Annotated in this window: 16 protein-coding genes; 6 read left to right on the forward strand and 10 right to left on the reverse strand. The window is 53.6% G+C overall.

Annotation, left to right across the window (positions count from 1 at the left end; genetic code table 11):
• Nucleotides 1–304 precede the first annotated feature (304 nt).
• Complete coding sequence (locus HV213_RS27405) at nt 305–1,855, forward strand: MltF family protein (protein ID WP_181484017.1); 1,551 nt, start codon at nt 305–307, stop codon at nt 1,853–1,855.
• An 89-nt stretch (nt 1,856–1,944) separates the two neighbouring features.
• On the opposite strand, the gene ssb1 is transcribed toward HV213_RS27405, so the two are convergent.
• Nucleotides 1,945–2,481, reverse strand: a complete 537-nt coding sequence (ssb1, locus tag HV213_RS27410) for a single-stranded DNA-binding protein SSB1 (protein WP_181484018.1) — start codon at nt 2,479–2,481, stop codon at nt 1,945–1,947.
• 250 nt (nt 2,482–2,731) lie between these two features.
• Between ssb1 and uvrA the strand changes: the two genes are divergently transcribed.
• The 3 genes from uvrA to HV213_RS27425 all read left to right on the forward strand — a co-directional run bounded on the left by uvrA (nt 2,732) and on the right by HV213_RS27425 (nt 6,430).
• Nucleotides 2,732–5,557: an excinuclease ABC subunit UvrA gene (uvrA, locus tag HV213_RS27415; protein WP_181484019.1), complete on the forward strand. Its 2,826-nt coding sequence runs from the start codon at nt 2,732–2,734 to the stop codon at nt 5,555–5,557.
• A gap of 142 nt (nt 5,558–5,699) precedes the next feature.
• On the forward strand, nt 5,700–6,110 hold the full coding sequence (locus tag HV213_RS27420) for a hypothetical protein (RefSeq protein WP_181484020.1): 411 nt from the start codon (nt 5,700–5,702) through the stop codon (nt 6,108–6,110).
• A 2-nt stretch (nt 6,111–6,112) separates the two neighbouring features.
• Entirely contained in the window at nt 6,113–6,430 is a 318-nt protein-coding gene (locus tag HV213_RS27425) for a hypothetical protein (protein ID WP_181484021.1), read from the forward strand.
• A gap of 3 nt (nt 6,431–6,433) precedes the next feature.
• Here the strand turns inward: HV213_RS27425 and HV213_RS27430 are convergent, their stop codons facing one another.
• From HV213_RS27430 to dnaB, 6 genes are all read right to left on the reverse strand, one after another.
• The gene (locus HV213_RS27430) at nt 6,434–6,787 is read right to left on the reverse strand and encodes an MmcQ/YjbR family DNA-binding protein (protein WP_181484022.1); all 354 of its coding nucleotides are present in this window, start codon (nt 6,785–6,787) and stop codon (nt 6,434–6,436) included.
• Between the two features lie 2 nt (nt 6,788–6,789).
• Nucleotides 6,790–7,206, reverse strand: coding sequence for a secondary thiamine-phosphate synthase enzyme YjbQ (locus HV213_RS27435; protein ID WP_181484023.1), 417 nt, complete (start codon nt 7,204–7,206; stop codon nt 6,790–6,792).
• 142 nt (nt 7,207–7,348) lie between these two features.
• Entirely contained in the window at nt 7,349–8,062 is a 714-nt protein-coding gene (aphA, locus tag HV213_RS27440) for an acid phosphatase AphA (protein WP_181484024.1), read from the reverse strand.
• Nucleotides 8,063–8,257: 195 nt separating this feature from the next.
• The gene (gene tyrB, locus HV213_RS27445) at nt 8,258–9,451 is read right to left on the reverse strand and encodes an aromatic amino acid transaminase (protein WP_181484025.1); all 1,194 of its coding nucleotides are present in this window, start codon (nt 9,449–9,451) and stop codon (nt 8,258–8,260) included.
• 238 nt (nt 9,452–9,689) lie between these two features.
• Complete coding sequence (alr, locus tag HV213_RS27450) at nt 9,690–10,769, reverse strand: alanine racemase (protein ID WP_181484026.1); 1,080 nt, start codon at nt 10,767–10,769, stop codon at nt 9,690–9,692.
• 145 nt (nt 10,770–10,914) lie between these two features.
• Entirely contained in the window at nt 10,915–12,330 is a 1,416-nt protein-coding gene (gene dnaB, locus HV213_RS27455) for a replicative DNA helicase (RefSeq protein ID WP_181484027.1), read from the reverse strand.
• Nucleotides 12,331–12,391: 61 nt separating this feature from the next.
• Here dnaB and HV213_RS27460 point away from each other — a divergent pair, with 61 nt between their 5' ends.
• Nucleotides 12,392–13,375, forward strand: a complete 984-nt coding sequence (locus HV213_RS27460; RefSeq protein WP_181484028.1) for a quinone oxidoreductase — start codon at nt 12,392–12,394, stop codon at nt 13,373–13,375.
• 177 nt (nt 13,376–13,552) lie between these two features.
• On the opposite strand, the gene pspG is transcribed toward HV213_RS27460, so the two are convergent.
• From pspG to HV213_RS27475, 3 genes are all read right to left on the reverse strand, one after another.
• Nucleotides 13,553–13,795, reverse strand: a complete 243-nt coding sequence (pspG, locus tag HV213_RS27465) for an envelope stress response protein PspG (RefSeq protein ID WP_181484029.1) — start codon at nt 13,793–13,795, stop codon at nt 13,553–13,555.
• A gap of 141 nt (nt 13,796–13,936) precedes the next feature.
• The gene (gene dusA, locus HV213_RS27470) at nt 13,937–14,935 is read right to left on the reverse strand and encodes a tRNA dihydrouridine(20/20a) synthase DusA (protein ID WP_181484030.1); all 999 of its coding nucleotides are present in this window, start codon (nt 14,933–14,935) and stop codon (nt 13,937–13,939) included.
• Between the two features lie 104 nt (nt 14,936–15,039).
• Nucleotides 15,040–15,528, reverse strand: coding sequence for a cupin domain-containing protein (locus HV213_RS27475; RefSeq protein WP_110274587.1), 489 nt, complete (start codon nt 15,526–15,528; stop codon nt 15,040–15,042).
• A gap of 113 nt (nt 15,529–15,641) precedes the next feature.
• Here HV213_RS27475 and zur point away from each other — a divergent pair, with 113 nt between their 5' ends.
• Nucleotides 15,642–16,157, forward strand: a complete 516-nt coding sequence (gene zur, locus HV213_RS27480) for a zinc uptake transcriptional repressor Zur (protein WP_110274588.1) — start codon at nt 15,642–15,644, stop codon at nt 16,155–16,157.
• The last annotated feature ends 26 nt before the right edge of the window (nt 16,158–16,183 follow it).

The raw sequence follows: 16,183 nt of genomic DNA on the forward strand, positions 1-16,183 counted from the left end.
TCACCATGCAAATAAATTAAAATACAACAGTAAAAACAGATAGATAAAAAACATTAAATCTATTTAAGACCATGACCAAATTAAACAAATGAATTGTATCTACATTAAAAAAACACAATTCATCCATATTATTTCCACAATTATTTAAGTAAGATCGATTTTATTATTGCAATATAAATACTGATTTTGTTAATTAATAAAATAATTAACATACGGATTTGTAGTCCCTCGTACATGCTTGCCATGCATGCTAACTGCGCAGGATTGACTAGAATAAAACAATCCCCCTGCGGAGCACCGCGCCATGAACACCCTGTCGTCATATCGATACCTTATCGGCTGGCTGACCTGCCTTGCCGCCCTGCTATTTTTCAGTTCGGTTAACGCGGCCTCAGAAAATAAACGCGCTGAGCCAGACGAACGCGAGGTCCTTGAAGTTAACGTCGAGGATATGTTGCAACCATGGCAGGGCGATTTGCCGGGTATGCTCGACCGACGAACAATCCGGGTTTTAACCACCTACAGCAAAACCTTTTTCTTTATCAACAAAGGCACCCAGCGCGGCGCCACGCACGATATCTTTATGGAGTTTGAACGCAGCCTGAATCAAAAATTAGCGAAAGAGAAGAAGCTTAAGCATCGCCATCTCAAAGTGCGGATCATTTTTGTTCCCGTTGCCCGCGACCAGCTCATCAGCGCGCTTAACGCCGGTAAAGGGGATGTTATCGCCGCTAACCTGACCATCACACCGGAACGTCAACAGCAAATGACGTTTACCGCGCCTATCTATTCCCACGTTCAGGAGCTGCTGCTTTCTGGCCCTGGCTCTCCTAAAGTGGAAAATCTGCAACAACTCTCCGGCAAAACGGTATTTGTGCGCTCATCGTCGAGCTATTACGCAAGTCTGGTTGCGCTCAATGCGCGCTTTGCGCAAGAGTCCCTGCCACCCGTGATTATTAAACCAGCCCCCGAAGCGCTGGAGGATGAAGATTTAATTGAGATGCTCAGCGCCGGACTTATCCCGCTGACCGTGGTCGATCGCCATAAGGCGATGTTCTGGAAACAGGTTTTTCCAAAAATTCAGGTTCACCAGGACATCATTCTGCGTAACGAGGGCAATATTGGCTGGGCAGTACGCAGCAACAGCCCGCAGCTCCTCGCGTTACTTAATCATTTCATCAAAGAAAACAGCCAGGGCAGCAAGCTGGGTAATACGATCCTGCTGCGCTATCTGAAAGATGCTAAATACGTTAAAAACGCGGCGGCGCAGAGGGAGCGACGTAAGTTTCTCACGATGGTGGAAATTTTCCGTAAATATGGCGATCGCTATGACGTCGACTGGCTGCTGATGGCCGCACAGGGGTATCAGGAGTCGCGGCTTAATCAGTCGGTACGGAGCCACGTTGGCGCAATTGGCGTCATGCAGGTGATGCCGAATACCGGCAGGGAGCTGAAGGTCGGCGATATTAAGCTGCTCGATCCCAATATCCATGCTGGGGTGAAATATATGCGCTGGATGATAGACCACTATTATGGGGATGAATCGATGACTCAGCTTGATAAGGCGTTGTTCTCATTTGCTTCTTATAACGCCGGTCCCGCGCGCATCGCCCGACTGCGCACCGAGACCAAAAAGCGCGGCTTTGACCCCAACGTTTGGTTTGGCAACGTCGAGTATCTGGCCGCCGAAAAAATTGGTTCCGAGACCGTGACCTATGTGAGCAATATTTATAAGTACTACATCGCTTACCGGCTGATCGTCGATGAAATGGCGCGTAAGCAGCAGGCGACAACGGAATCAAAAAACCAGACGGCTCCGGCAACAAACGCTCAGACCGCGCCAGCGACTCAGTAAACCACTGTAGTTGACCTGCTTTTTAAAATAGAAAAAGCCCCAAAAAATGGGGCTTTTCAGAGATGCCTTCACAACATTTAATCGCGTACTTAGAACGGGATATCGTCGTCAAAGTCCATCGGCGGTTCATTGGAAGGTGCTGCCGGAGCCTGCTGCTGCGGACGAGACTGCGCGCCGCCGCTGAACTGGTTGCCGCCCTGCGGCTGCTGAGGTTGACCCCAACCGCCCTGCTGCTGGCCGCCCGTGTTGCCGCCTGCCGGAGCACCTGCGCCCTGCTGACGGCCGCCGAGCATTTGCATCGTGCCGCCAACGTTAACCACGATCTCGGTGGTATATTTTTCCTGACCGGATTGATCGGTCCATTTACGGGTACGCAGCTGGCCTTCGATATAGACCTGGGAACCCTTACGCAAGTATTCACCAGCCACTTCTGCCAGTTTACCGAACAGCACCACGCGGTGCCATTCAGTCTGCTCTTTCATCTCACCGGTCGCTTTGTCACGCCAGGATTCGGAAGTAGCCAGCGTAATGTTGGCAACTGCGCCACCACTAGGCATATAGCGTACTTCCGGGTCCTGGCCCAGGTTACCGACGAGAATCACCTTGTTTACGCCTCTGCTGGCCATGTTTGTCTCTCCTGAATGCGTTTATTAATAAATAGTGTAAACGCGCGAGTGTACCATTTCCAGGTGGTATTTTGATAGCTGCGAAGAAGCTTCCAGATATCACGCGCGACCTGACATTTTTACACAGCCCGTCGGAAAATGCATTCCAATACTGTATATTCAAACAGGTTAAATTGTGTCATAATTAGCCGTTTCTGCCGTTTGTCCTTCAAGCAAATCAGGCAATCCGCGTATCTACCGGGAAAGGTGAATGGATAAGATCGAAGTTCGGGGCGCCCGCACCCACAATCTCAAAAATATCAACCTCGTTATCCCACGCGACAAACTCATTGTCGTCACCGGGCTTTCGGGTTCAGGCAAATCCTCACTGGCTTTCGACACCTTGTATGCCGAAGGACAGCGTCGTTACGTTGAGTCGCTCTCCGCCTATGCGCGGCAGTTCCTGTCGCTGATGGAGAAACCTGATGTTGACCACATCGAAGGGCTGTCGCCAGCGATTTCCATTGAACAGAAATCAACGTCCCATAACCCCCGCTCAACGGTAGGTACTATCACAGAAATTCACGACTATCTGCGTCTGCTGTACGCTCGCGTCGGTGAACCTCGTTGCCCGGATCACGACGTCCCGCTGGCGGCGCAAACCGTCAGCCAGATGGTCGATAACGTGCTCTCTCAGCCGGAAGGTCAGCGTCTGATGCTGCTGGCGCCGATCATTAAAGAGCGTAAAGGTGAGCATAACAAAACGCTGGAGAACCTCGCCGGGCAAGGATACATCCGCGCAAGGATCGACGGTGAAGTCTGCGATCTCTCCGATCCGCCGAAGCTTGAACTGCAAAAGAAACACACCATCGAAGTGGTAATCGACCGCTTCAAGGTGCGCGAAGATCTCAGCACGCGTCTGGCCGAGTCCTTTGAGACCGCGCTGGAGCTTTCCGGTGGGAGCGCCATTGTCGCCAATATGGACGATCCCAAAGCGGAAGAGCTGCTATTTTCCGCTAACTTCGCTTGCCCGATTTGCGGCTACAGCATGCGCGAGCTCGAACCGCGCCTGTTCTCCTTCAACAATCCGGCAGGCGCTTGTCCAACCTGCGACGGCCTGGGCGTGCAGCAATATTTCGACCCTGAACGCGTCATTCAGAACCCGGAGCTATCGCTGGCGGGTGGCGCGATTCGTGGTTGGGATCGGCGCAATTTTTACTATTTCCAGATGCTGAAATCGCTGGCGGAACACTATGAATTCGATGTTGAAGCACCGTGGGGCACGCTGAACGCCAACGTACAGAAAGTCGTTCTCTACGGCTCAGGCAAAGAGAATATTGAATTCAAATACATGAACGATCGCGGCGACACTTCCGTTCGCCGTCATCCGTTCGAAGGCGTTTTACATAATATGGAACGCCGCTACAAAGAGACCGAATCCAGCGCCGTGCGCGAAGAGCTGGCGAAATTCATCAGCAATCGCTCTTGCACCAGCTGCGGCGGCACGCGTCTGCGTCGCGAAGCACGTCACGTATTCGTGGAAAATACGCCGCTGCCGACCATCTCGGATATGAGCATCGGCCACGCGATGGATTTCTTCAACAATCTGAAGCTCTCCGGTCAGCGCGCGCAAATCGCCGAAAAAGTGCTGAAAGAGATTGGCGATCGTCTGAAATTCCTCGTTAACGTCGGCCTGAATTACCTGACGCTTTCCCGTTCGGCGGAAACTCTCTCCGGCGGTGAAGCCCAGCGTATCCGCCTCGCCAGCCAGATCGGCGCAGGTCTGGTCGGCGTGATGTACGTGCTGGATGAACCCTCTATCGGCCTGCACCAGCGCGATAATGAGCGTCTGCTCGGCACCCTGATCCACCTGCGTAATCTCGGCAACACCGTTATCGTTGTCGAGCACGATGAAGACGCCATTCGCGCCGCTGACCACGTTATCGATATTGGCCCTGGAGCCGGTGTGCACGGCGGCCAGGTCGTGGCTGAAGGTAAGCTGGAAGATATTATGGCGGTACCGGAGTCGCTGACCGGCCAGTTTATGAGCGGCAAGCGCAAAATCGAGGTGCCAAAACAGCGCGTTCCGGCCAATCCGGAGAAAGTACTGAAGCTGACAGGTGCGCGCGGCAACAACCTGAAAGATGTCACGCTGACGCTGCCGGTGGGCCTGTTTACCTGTATTACCGGCGTTTCTGGTTCGGGTAAATCAACGCTGATTAACGACACGCTGTTTCCGATTGCCCAGCGCCAGCTCAACGGCGCGACCATCGCAGAACCGGCACCGTATCGTGACGTACAGGGACTGGAACATTTCGACAAAGTGATCGATATCGACCAGAGCCCCATCGGCCGTACGCCGCGTTCTAACCCGGCGACCTACACCGGCGTCTTTACGCCAGTGCGTGAACTGTTTGCGGGCGTGCCTGAATCACGTTCACGTGGCTATACGCCGGGCCGCTTCAGCTTTAACGTACGCGGCGGGCGCTGTGAAGCCTGCCAGGGCGACGGCGTGATCAAAGTCGAAATGCACTTCCTGCCGGATATCTACGTGCCGTGCGACCAGTGTAAAGGCAAGCGCTATAACCGCGAAACGCTGGAGATTAAGTACAAAGGCAAAACGATTCATGAAGTGCTGGATATGACCATTGAAGAAGCGCGTGAGTTCTTTGATGCGGTTCCGGCGCTGGCGCGTAAGCTCCAGACCCTTATGGATGTCGGTTTGACCTATATTCGCCTTGGTCAGTCGGCGACCACGCTCTCCGGCGGTGAGGCCCAGCGCGTCAAGCTGGCCCGTGAGCTGTCCAAGCGCGGTACCGGGCAGACGCTGTATATCCTTGATGAGCCGACCACCGGTCTGCACTTTGCCGATATCCAACAGCTGCTGGAAGTTCTGCATCAGCTGCGCGACCAGGGCAATACCATCGTGGTGATCGAACACAATCTGGACGTTATCAAAACGGCTGACTGGATTGTCGACCTCGGCCCGGAAGGCGGTAGCGGCGGCGGTGAAATCCTCGTTTCCGGAACGCCTGAAACCGTCGCCGAGTGTGAAGCTTCATATACGGCACACTTCCTCAAACCAATGCTGAAGTAAGTTCATCTGCCTCTTCTCTGCGGGGAAGAGGCATCATTTAATCTCATTTCACCTCATTTTTTCCTGCTGAGCATTTGTGATTTGCGACCGTTCGTCATCTGGCATGACGATAGCTGCATAACCACTACTTGCAGGAAGCATCATGTCTTTAAAACACGGATTTTATCGATACGCCCTCGCCGCTGCGTTATTTGCGCTGACCGCCTGCAGTTGGGTGGATAGCTACAGTAGCTCAGCGCATCAGCAGTTGCTTATGCTGGAACAACTTCATCTCCAGTTCATCACCGATGCCGCGGTAACGCCTGTTGATCGGCCGCTGCTCAGGCAAGAGGATAGCCAGATTCGTCAGCTATTCAGCCAGGCGTTAAACAATAGCGATACGCTGCGGCAGGATAATCTGCTCGTTCTGAAGCAAAACTACCAGCGGCTATACGCGCAAGTATCCAGCCAGGATACCGCACTGACGCCTTTCGCTGCCTCGGTTCTAACGAAACAAACGGAAAACCTTTACCAACAGGCCATCAATGGCGAACAACAACGTTCAGGGAAATAGCGATGTCTACCCTAGAGGAACTCAGCACCCAGTTCACTGACGCCGGAGTCAATACGGCGGAGTGGTTACAGCTAATAAAAGACATCATTAACGATGATGACAGCGGCATCCGCGACGCCGGAACGCTAACGCTTCAGGCCTTACAGGAAAAGGCGCGGGGCTGGTTGACCCAGGACGATCTGATTCTGCTGCTGCAAGGGCAGCGTGATATTGCCGCCATTCGTGCCAACAACGAACGTATCGCGATGCAGACGCATCTTCAGTCCACGCTGCTTCGACTCTTTGATATCACGCTGCTGGCGCTATTAGGCGGCCTGTAGTTTTTATGACAACAACTTGCGCTTACTATCAGGGAGCGCATCAAGCGCCTGCTGGTAAGAAGCATCGACCAGGTAGTAAATCTGCGAATCCGGCAGGGAGCCGTCAAGGAACACCGTACTCCAGTGGGCTTTATTCAAATGTCTACTGGGACGAACATCGTGATGCTGCTCCCGCAACAGCTGAGCAAGCTCCGGGCTGGCCTTTAACGATACCGCAGGCCGATTGTCTTCCACCTCTTTTACCATCGCAAACAACACGTCTGCCACTTTGATCTGCGTGGCTTTCCAGTCGCTATGCACGCTTTGCTCCGCACCCGATTTCGCCATGCAGTAGCGCAATAACTCCGAAATTGTCATCTTTATTCCCCTGTGAGCGTCGCGATGATATGGCGCGATCCGCCGTGAATACGGTGCTCCCCTAGCCAGATACCCTGCCAGGTCCCCAGTCTGACGCGCCCGTCCTGAACAGGTAGCATCAGCGATACGCCAAGCATCGACGACTTAATGTGCGAGGGCATATCATCGGGACCTTCATAATCGTGTTCATACGGCGCGTTGTCCGGCACAGCATTGAGAAAATGCTGTTCCATGTCGTAGCGAACGGTCGGATCGCAGTTTTCGTTTAGCGTCAGGGAAGCCGATGTATGTTGGAGCAGCAGATGCAGCAGGCCGGTCTTAACGCGCGACAGCTCGCGAATTTGACCCAGAACTTCATCAGTGACCAGGTGAAAGCCCCGAGATTTCGGCCCTAAGGTCAGAGTTTGCTGATGCCACATGAACGACTCCTTTTACCAGTGAATCTTCCTAAGTGTGCAGCAATAAGCGAAAAGGTAAAACCTTTGACGCTTTATTTTGCACAAAAAAACGGCAGTCTGCGGGCTGCCGTTTTTACGATAAATGATTAAGCTATCGGGCGGCTTAATATTCTGAATTCACAATCACCTCTTCGCCCTGAGCTCCCGCCATCGGCAGTGGCTTATAGGACGAGTTTGAAGCCCGCATGATGCGGATACCACGAGCACCGACGTCGCGAGCAGCGGCAATATCATTATCTGAATCACCGTAGAAGACTTTGATGTCCTTCTCCTGCAACCATTGCGTCTTTGTATTCTGTCCCGGCTTGTCGCCGGCAAAAATAACCGGATTCATATTCGTGGCGGGGATCAGGAAATCATCCTGCAAGGTTTTTGATACCGTTTCTGTTTTGGTCTGGCTGCGGCCGGTGACAAAATAGATGCTATCGCCACGTTTAACATGCATCGCGATCAGCTGGCGAGCGACCTCTTTCGGCATGCTGAATTCATCCCAGCCATTGTTCATTTTTTCCCAAAACTCCGGGTTTTTCAGGTAATCATCGCTGCCGGGTGAATAGGTTTTCTGCCCGCGCCAGAATCCTGGGCTGGAAAACAGGACCGTATCATCAATATCAAAACCGACGGCCATCGGCTGGCGTCCCAACAGGCTATTTTCAATCTGAGCCACGGAAACCCAATGGATAGGTGCCTGTTCGGCGAGTTTCGCCATATTAGTGCCCGTCCACAGCGGTTGCGGTGTGGAAGCGCGGGCAACGACGGAGCTATTTAGTGCGAACAGTAAGCAGACGGCCCCAAAGGCCAGGGTAATCTTGCGCATATTTTTCCCTAAATAATCGAATCGTTATAGTTTTCAATAATGTGTGTGCTTATTAATGCACCAAAACCTTACCCCCGACGAGCCCGGATAGAAAGGTTTTTCTGCTTTGATGTCATATAAAAAGAGAATGATCACACTTCAGGAAGGGAGTTGCCCCACCAAAACACTGGCAAGGGCAACAAGTCAGGCAAAGACTTATATTACAGCTGCAAATGCCTGCGCCACGCGCTGAACATTGCGTGAATTCAGCCCGGCCACGCACATGCGGCCGCTGGCGATCAGGTAGACGCCAAATTCATCGCGTAGGCGATCAACCTGAGCCGCGCTGAATCCGGTATAGCTAAACATTCCGCGCTGCTTAAGCAGGTAATCAAAGTTACCTCCGGGCACCGTATCTTTGAGCACGTTAACCAGTTCCTGACGCATAGCCAGAATACGGGTACGCATCCCTTCAACTTCCGCCAGCCATGAGGCTTTCAGCTCCGTATCGTTCAATACTGCCGCCACAACCTGCGCACCAAAATTCGGTGGGCTGGAGTAGTTGCGACGCACGGTCGCTTTTAATTGTCCCAGTACGCGCCCCGCGGTTTCCGCATCTTCGCAAACCACCGACAAACCGCCAACGCGCTCACCATACAGGGAGAAGATTTTTGAGAAAGAGTTGCTGACAAGCATCGGTATTCCAGAGCTGGCGATCGCGCGGATAGCGTAGGCATCCTCTTCCATTCCGGCGCCGAAGCCCTGATAGGCGATATCCAGGAAGGGGATCAGATTGCGCGTTTTCAGCACCTTAACCACCTCATCCCACTGGGCGTTGCTCAGATCGGCACCCGTTGGGTTATGGCAGCACGGATGCAGCAGCACGATATCGCGCTCCGGCAGGGTGTTGAGTTTCTCCAGGAAAGCCTCGAAACGCACGCCGTTGGTCTCATCATCAAACCAAGGGTAAGTACTTACTTCGAAGCCAGCCCCTTCAAATATTGCGATGTGGTTTTCCCACGTCGGGTCACTCACCCATACGCGCGAGTCAGCGAAGTAGTATTTCAGGAAATCAGCACCCACCCTCAGCGCACCGGAACCGCCCAGAGTTTGAATGGAAGCGACGCGATTCTGCGCCAGAACCGGATGGTCAGCCCCGAACAGCAGCGGTGCAATCGCGTGACGGTAGGTATTCAGCCCTTCCATCGGTAAATACAAAGAAGCACCGTGCGGCTGAGCATTAAGGCGCGCTTCCGCCTCGGCAACCGCCTGTAGCTGCGGGATAATTCCATCTTCGTTGTAATAAAGACCGATGCTGAGGTTTACTTTGTCACTACGCGGATCTTCTTTGAAACGCTCCATCAGGGAGAGAATGGGGTCGCCAGCGTAGGCGTCAACTTTCTGAAACACGTGATGTTTCTCCAGGTTTACATAAGGCAGGTTATTACACAATAAACCGGATGCGCAGGAAGATCGAGAGGATGTTGGTGGATAAAACAGAACAGGTTGGATTTGGAGCAATGAAGTGAACGCCCTTCCCGGATTGCGGCGTAAAACGCCTTATCCGGGCTACCGGCCCGCAGCTGGTAGTGAACCCGTAGCCCCGGTAAGGCCTTAGCCGCCACCGGGGAAAGAACGATGGCTGAAGTTAATCCACGTACTTCATCGACACCCTTGAAGTCAGGCGCGTGATAAGTTCGTAAGCACTTACTTTTGTGATCTCAGCAATACGTTCGACGGGCAAGCCTTCACCCCAGAGCACGACCGGGTCGCCAGATTTATCCTGCGATTCGGGCCCGAGATCGACGCAAATCATATCCATCGCCACGCGTCCGACAATCGGCACCTCGCGGCCATTGACCAGCACCGGTGTTCCGGACGGCGCAGCGCGCGGATAACCATCGCCGTAGCCCATCGCCACCACACCTAAACGCGTATCGCGCTCGCTAATCCAGGTACCGCCGTAGCCAACCGGTTCACCGGTTTTATGCTCACGGACCGCGATCAGGCTCGAAGTCAGCGACATCACTGGCTGGCAACCAAAATCCGCACCTGTCGACTGGTTTTCCAGCGGCGATACGCCGTAAAGAATGATCCCCGGACGCGCCCAGTCGAAGTGCGACTGCGGCCACAGCAAAATTCCACCCGAAGCAGCGATGGAACGCAGCCCCGGTTTACCTTCCGTGAAGGTGGTAAAGATATCCAGCTGACGTTCGGTGGCACCGCATTCCGGTTCATCGGCACGGGCAAAATGGCTGACCACGTTGACCGGCTGGCGGACGTTTTTGCACTGGCTCAGGCGCTGATAAAACGCTTCCGCTTGTTCCGGCAGGACGCCTAATCGATGCATCCCGGTATCCAGCTTCATCCATACGGTCACTGGCTCGGGCAAATCAGCCTCTTCCAACGCCGCCAGCTGTTCCGGGCTGTGTACCGCTGTGTGCATGCGCTGGGCGGAGATCACCGGCAGATCGGCGGCCTCAAAGAAACCTTCCAGCAACAGGATCGGCTGGGCGATACCGCCTGCGCGCAGGCGTAGCGCTTCTTCGAGACGGGCGACGCCAAAAGCATCGGCGTCAGGGAGCGTTCGCGCGGTCTCCAGAAGACCGTGTCCGTAGGCGTTCGCTTTCACCACCGCAACCAGCTTGCTGGCAGGAGCCAGTTCGCGTAGACGTTGCAGGTTGTGTCGCAGAGCGCGGCGGTTAATCACTACAGTTGCCGCTTGCATTTAAATTCCTTAATAAAAGAATCTCCTAAATCATTCGTGTTGCAGGAAGGCGACAAGCCTGAGAATCCCCGGGAGCTTAGTAAACTAAGTGACTGGGGTGAACAGGCGTAGTCAACGCATCTGCGGCATGAAGGATGACGGAGATTTACTCGTCGTCATATTGTGGACCGGCATAGTTATCAAAACGCGACCACTGACCGTTAAACGTCAAACGTACCGTCCCGATGGGGCCGTTACGCTGTTTACCAATAATAATTTCGGCGATGCCTTTTAAATCACTGTTCTCGTGATACACCTCGTCACGATAGATAAACATGATTAAGTCAGCATCCTGCTCGATAGAGCCGGATTCACGCAGGTCCGAGTTGACTGGGCGCTTATCCGCACGCTGTTCCAGAGAGCGGTTAAGCTGCGACAGTGCGACCACCGGGACATGAAGTTCTTTGGCCAGCGCCTTCAAAGAGCGGGAAATTTCGGCGATTTCCAGAGTACGGTTATCGGAGAGCGACGGCACGCGCATCAACTGCAGGTAGTCGATCATAATCAAGCCGATACCGTCATGCTCGCGGGCAATACGGCGCGCGCGGGAGCGCACTTCCGTCGGCGTCAGACCGGAGGAGTCATCAATATAGATGTTGCGTTTTTCCAGCAAGATCCCCATGGTGCCGGAGATACGCGCCCAATCTTCGTCGTCAAGCTGACCAGTACGAATGCGGGTCTGGTCAACGCGCGACAGCGAAGCCAGCGTACGCATCATAATCTGTTCCGAGGGCATCTCGAGACTGAAGATAAGAACCGGCTTATCCTGCAACATCGCTGCGTTTTCGACGATGTTCATCGCAAAGGTTGTTTTACCCATCGACGGACGGGCTGCGACAATAATCAGGTCTGACGGCTGGAGACCCGCCGTCTTTTTGTTCAGGTCGTCATAGCCGGTGTTCACTCCGGTGACACCATCATGCGGTTGCTGGAACAACTGTTCGATACGCGCGACGGTGGCATCCAGCACATCGGCGATATTTTTGGGGCCTTCATCTTTATTGGCGCGGCTTTCGGCGATCTTGAAGACTCTGGATTCAGCCAGATCGAGCAGATCTTCACTGGTGCGGCCCTGGGGGTCGAAACCGGCCTCAGCGATTTCATTCGCCACCGAGATCATTTCACGCACAACTGCACGTTCACGAACGATATCGGCATAAGCGCTAATGTTCGCTGCGCTTGGCGTATTTTTAGACAATTCAGCCAAATAGGCGAAGCCGCCGACGCTGTCCAGTTGTCCCTGACGCTCCAGCGATTCCGCGAGCGTGATCAGGTCAATCGGGCTACCCGATTCTTGCAGGCGCGCCATTTCGGTAAAAATATGGCGATGCGGGCGAGTATAAAAGTCTTCTGAAACCACGCGCTCAGCGACATCGTCCCAGCGTTCGTTATCCAGCATTAAACCACCCAACACCGACTGCTCCGCTTCAATCGAGTGCGGCGGGACTTTCAGCCCGGCGACCTGATAATCGCGGTCACGGGGTTCAGTCTGTGGTTTGTTGAAGGGTTTATTTCCTGCCATAGTGAATGGAGTTACCGAGATAGTGAATGGGTCGAAAGATTACCACATTTATGGAGGAAGCATGGCAACACGTATTGAATTTCACAAGCACGGAGGGCCTGAAGTTCTGCAAGCGGTGGAGTTCACACCGAAGGATCCGGCGGAGCACGAAATTCAGGTAGAAAACAAAGCCATCGGTATCAACTACATTGATACTTACATCCGCAGCGGCCTCTATCCGCCCCCCTCTCTACCGAGCGGGCTGGGCACCGAAGCCGCAGGCGTAGTGAGTAAAGTCGGCAGCGGCGTGAAGCATATTAAAGCGGGCGATCGGGTGGTTTATGCGCAATCCACGCTGGGGGCCTACAGTTCGGTGCATAACGTACCTGCCGATAAAGCCGCCATTTTACCTGACGCTATCTCTTTCGAGCAGGCGGCAGCCTCATTCCTGAAAGGGTTGACGGTCTATTATCTGCTGCGAAAAACCTACGAAATTAAAGCGGGTGAACCGTTCCTGTTTCACGCGGCGGCCGGTGGCGTAGGATTGATTGCCTGCCAGTGGGCAAAAGCGCTGGGCGCTAAACTGATCGGTACCGTCGGCAGCGCGCAAAAAGCTGAGCGTGCTAAACAGGCCGGAGCCTGGGAGATCATTAACTACCGCGACGAGAATATCGTCGAGCGCTTAAAAGAGATAACCGGCGGTAAGAAAGTTAACGTGGTCTATGACTCGGTAGGCAAGGATACCTGGGAGGCGTCACTCGACTGTCTACAGCGCCGGGGACTGATGGTTAGCTTCGGCAACTCGTCCGGTCCGGTGACCGGCGTGAACCTTGGGATACTCAACCAGAAGGGTTCGCTATATGTGACCCGCCCTTCGCTGCAAGGCTATATCACCACTCGTGAAGAGCTGACGGAAGCCAGCAACGAGCTGTTCTCGCTGATCGCCAGCGGCGTGATAAAAGTGGATGTGGCGGAGAGCCAAAAATATGCATTAACCGATGCCAGACGCGCACATGAGGTGCTGGAAAGTCGGGCAACGCAGGGTTCGAGTTTGCTATTACCGTAATGGCCGGAGCACAAAAGTTTAGGGCTTCCACATGGGAAGCCCTTACTTTTTTTGTTCGGCTGTATGTAGGGTACAGCTCGATGAATTCGTTAACGCGCTAATAGTGACAGATTTAATAAGCAAAGCCTACGCTGCTTTATGCAAAAATCTTCAGGTTGTGACATACCGCTCAATACCTTAGTAACGCCAACGGTTATTACGGCGATAACGACTTTCAGTTGGCGATTTTATCGCCCGAATCACCCAGACGACGGCAACGGCCAGCAGCAACCATGGCAACAGTTTAATCATTAATGCAAACAGGCCGCCGACAAACATCAGCGCGGTTGCGACGACTATTGCGGCGATAATTCCCAGCAGCGATACGCCGGTAACCAACAGCATGACAAAAAAGCCAATAACAAATATGAGTTCCAGCATCGTCTTCTCCCCAAAGAATTTCTGTATGTCTTCCCGGATATTACAAAAAACGTGCCAAATTTAACTTATTGAATTTAAAGCAAAACGCCCTGCGTAATTAACGCAAGGCGTGGTGAATTTGACCAGGTTTTAGTGAAAAAATTAACGCTTGTCGGCAACCAGCTGCAACGCCTGCTCCAGCACATTAATATCGGCACCGGCTTTATGCGCATTCTCACTCAGATAGCGACGCCATTGACGTGCGCCCGGGATCCCCTGAAATAGCCCCAGCATATGACGCGTCACATGGCCCAGGTAAGTGCCGCTACTCAGTTCACGTTCGATATAAGGATACATCGCGCGAACCACGGCAACCGGATCGGGATCGATGCCTTCAATGCCGAAAATTTCCCGGTCAACCGAAGCCAGAATACCCGGATTCTGGTAAGCCTCACGCCCCACCATCACCCCATCCATATGCTCAAGGTGCAGCTTTGCCTCTTCCAGCGACTTGATGCCACCGTTGATGGACATGGTCAGGTGCGGAAAATCGCGCTTGAGCTGGTAAACGCGTGGGTAGTCCAGCGGCGGGATCTCACGGTTCTCTTTCGGACTCAGGCCGGAAAGCCAGGCTTTACGCGCATGGATGATAAACATCTCGCACTCGCCTTTTCCGGAGACCGTTTCGATGAAATCACACAGAAACTCGTAGCTATCCTGGTCGTCAATGCCAATACGGGTTTTAACCGTCACCGGGATGGACACCACGTCGCGCATCGCCTTGACGCAATCGGCCACCAGTTGCGCGTTGCCCATCAGGCAGGCACCAAACATGCCGTTTTGCACGCGATCGGAAGGGCAGCCGACGTTGAGGTTTATTTCATCGTATCCGCGCGCTTGCGCCAGCTTCGCGCAGTGCGCCAGCGCTGCCGGATCGCTGCCGCCCAGTTGCAAAGCAACCGGATGTTCTTCTTCGCTATAGGCCAGATAGTCGCCTTTACCGTGGATAATCGCGCCGGTGGTCACCATTTCGGTGTACAGCAGCGTATGGCGCGACAGTTGACGCAGGAAGTAACGGCAGTGTCTGTCGGTCCAGTCGAGCATCGGCGCGATGGAAAAACGGTGAGCAGCAAAAGCAGTAGGCGTTGATTCTGACATCATGGCGAATAAATAAGCATCCGGGTAAAAAGGGGCGCTACTATAGCACAAAGATAAACCACTGGCGCATCGCGCCAGCGTTCACAGCTTCTATCCGGCAAGAAGCGCTATTTTCTCCGCGGCTTCCCGTCGTGCGGGCCAAAAAACTGCGGAGGATGATCGACCCAGCGATCCTGACGCGTGGCGGCATAGCCGGGGTTAAGCGGATAGTAAATGCGATTAAATTTTTTGTTCGCCTCCCCCACCACTAACAGGCGAACTTCCTGTTCGGTGTTGTTAAGGAAAGTGTGGCAAACGCCGGTTCCGGCAGGAAAACCGACGCTATCCCCCGGCTCCAGCTTCCAGAGATAGCCGTTGATCCACACTTCAGGATAACCATCCAGCACGTAGATAAATTCTTCTTCATCGCTTTCCGCATGCGGATAAGAGGTACGACGCCCGGGCAGCAAGCGCTCGTGATGAATCCCTAAGCGGTTCAGGCGCAGGCCGCGCGCCAACGGTGCGCCAATAGAGAAAAGCTCCGTACTGTCGGGATAGGTGGAATCGTCCGCACCTTCCAGTTCGCGCCAATGTCGAATGCAATCAGGTCGTTTCATCGTTTTTTCCCGAAAATGAGATGCATCATGTATAGCACACCTGGTGAGTCTCGGTGTTTTACTGGGATCGTGATAAAGTAACAGCTTCGAATTCACGCAACCAGAGGACGCTCATGGATAAGACCACTTCGCAACAAATGTTAGCGCATGCTGAAAAGCTCTGCGCGCAGCGTGGCGTGCGCCTGACCCCGCAGCGCCTTGAAGTGTTGCGTCTAATGAGCCTGCAAAAAGGGGCTATTAGCGCCTATGACCTGCTCGATCTGCTGCGCGAAAAAGAACCTCAGGCTAAACCGCCGACGGTTTATCGGGCGCTGGAGTTTCTGCTGGAGCAAGGGTTCGTGCATAAGGTGGAGTCCACCAATAGCTACGTACTGTGCCATCTTTTCGATCAGCCAACCCACAGCTCGGCGATGTTTATCTGCGACCGCTGCGGCAGCGTCAAAGAAGAGTGTGCGGAAGGTGTAGAAGATATTATGCATACGCTGGCGGCAAGAATGGGTTTTGCCCTGCGTCACAATGTGATTGAAGCACACGGCCTGTGCGCCGCCTGTGTGGAGGTGGAAGCGTGCAGTACGCCAGGGCACTGCCATCATGACCACACCATCCAGATCAAAAAGAAAGCCCGCTGAGGCGTTAGCCGCAGCGGGAATCAAGG

The sequence above is a fragment of the Klebsiella sp. RHBSTW-00484 genome, from assembly GCF_013705725.1.
Lineage (GTDB): Bacteria > Pseudomonadota > Gammaproteobacteria > Enterobacterales > Enterobacteriaceae > Klebsiella.

Coding starts and splice junctions, on each gene's coding strand:
- HV213_RS27475 (WP_110274587.1), bottom strand. CDS start 15,528: ATGAAACGACCTGATTGCATTCGACATTGGCGCGAACTGGAAGGTGCG.
- ssb1 (WP_181484018.1), bottom strand. CDS start 2,481: ATGGCCAGCAGAGGCGTAAACAAGGTGATTCTCGTCGGTAACCTGGGC.
- HV213_RS27460 (WP_181484028.1), top strand. CDS start 12,392: ATGGCAACACGTATTGAATTTCACAAGCACGGAGGGCCTGAAGTTCTG.
- alr (WP_181484026.1), bottom strand. CDS start 10,769: ATGCAAGCGGCAACTGTAGTGATTAACCGCCGCGCTCTGCGACACAAC.
- HV213_RS27435 (WP_181484023.1), bottom strand. CDS start 7,206: ATGTGGCATCAGCAAACTCTGACCTTAGGGCCGAAATCTCGGGGCTTT.
- pspG (WP_181484029.1), bottom strand. CDS start 13,795: ATGCTGGAACTCATATTTGTTATTGGCTTTTTTGTCATGCTGTTGGTT.
- zur (WP_110274588.1), top strand. CDS start 15,642: ATGGATAAGACCACTTCGCAACAAATGTTAGCGCATGCTGAAAAGCTC.
- aphA (WP_181484024.1), bottom strand. CDS start 8,062: ATGCGCAAGATTACCCTGGCCTTTGGGGCCGTCTGCTTACTGTTCGCA.
- HV213_RS27430 (WP_181484022.1), bottom strand. CDS start 6,787: ATGACAATTTCGGAGTTATTGCGCTACTGCATGGCGAAATCGGGTGCG.
- HV213_RS27405 (WP_181484017.1), top strand. CDS start 305: ATGAACACCCTGTCGTCATATCGATACCTTATCGGCTGGCTGACCTGC.
- dnaB (WP_181484027.1), bottom strand. CDS start 12,330: ATGGCAGGAAATAAACCCTTCAACAAACCACAGACTGAACCCCGTGAC.
- dusA (WP_181484030.1), bottom strand. CDS start 14,935: ATGATGTCAGAATCAACGCCTACTGCTTTTGCTGCTCACCGTTTTTCC.
- HV213_RS27420 (WP_181484020.1), top strand. CDS start 5,700: ATGTCTTTAAAACACGGATTTTATCGATACGCCCTCGCCGCTGCGTTA.
- HV213_RS27425 (WP_181484021.1), top strand. CDS start 6,113: ATGTCTACCCTAGAGGAACTCAGCACCCAGTTCACTGACGCCGGAGTC.
- uvrA (WP_181484019.1), top strand. CDS start 2,732: ATGGATAAGATCGAAGTTCGGGGCGCCCGCACCCACAATCTCAAAAAT.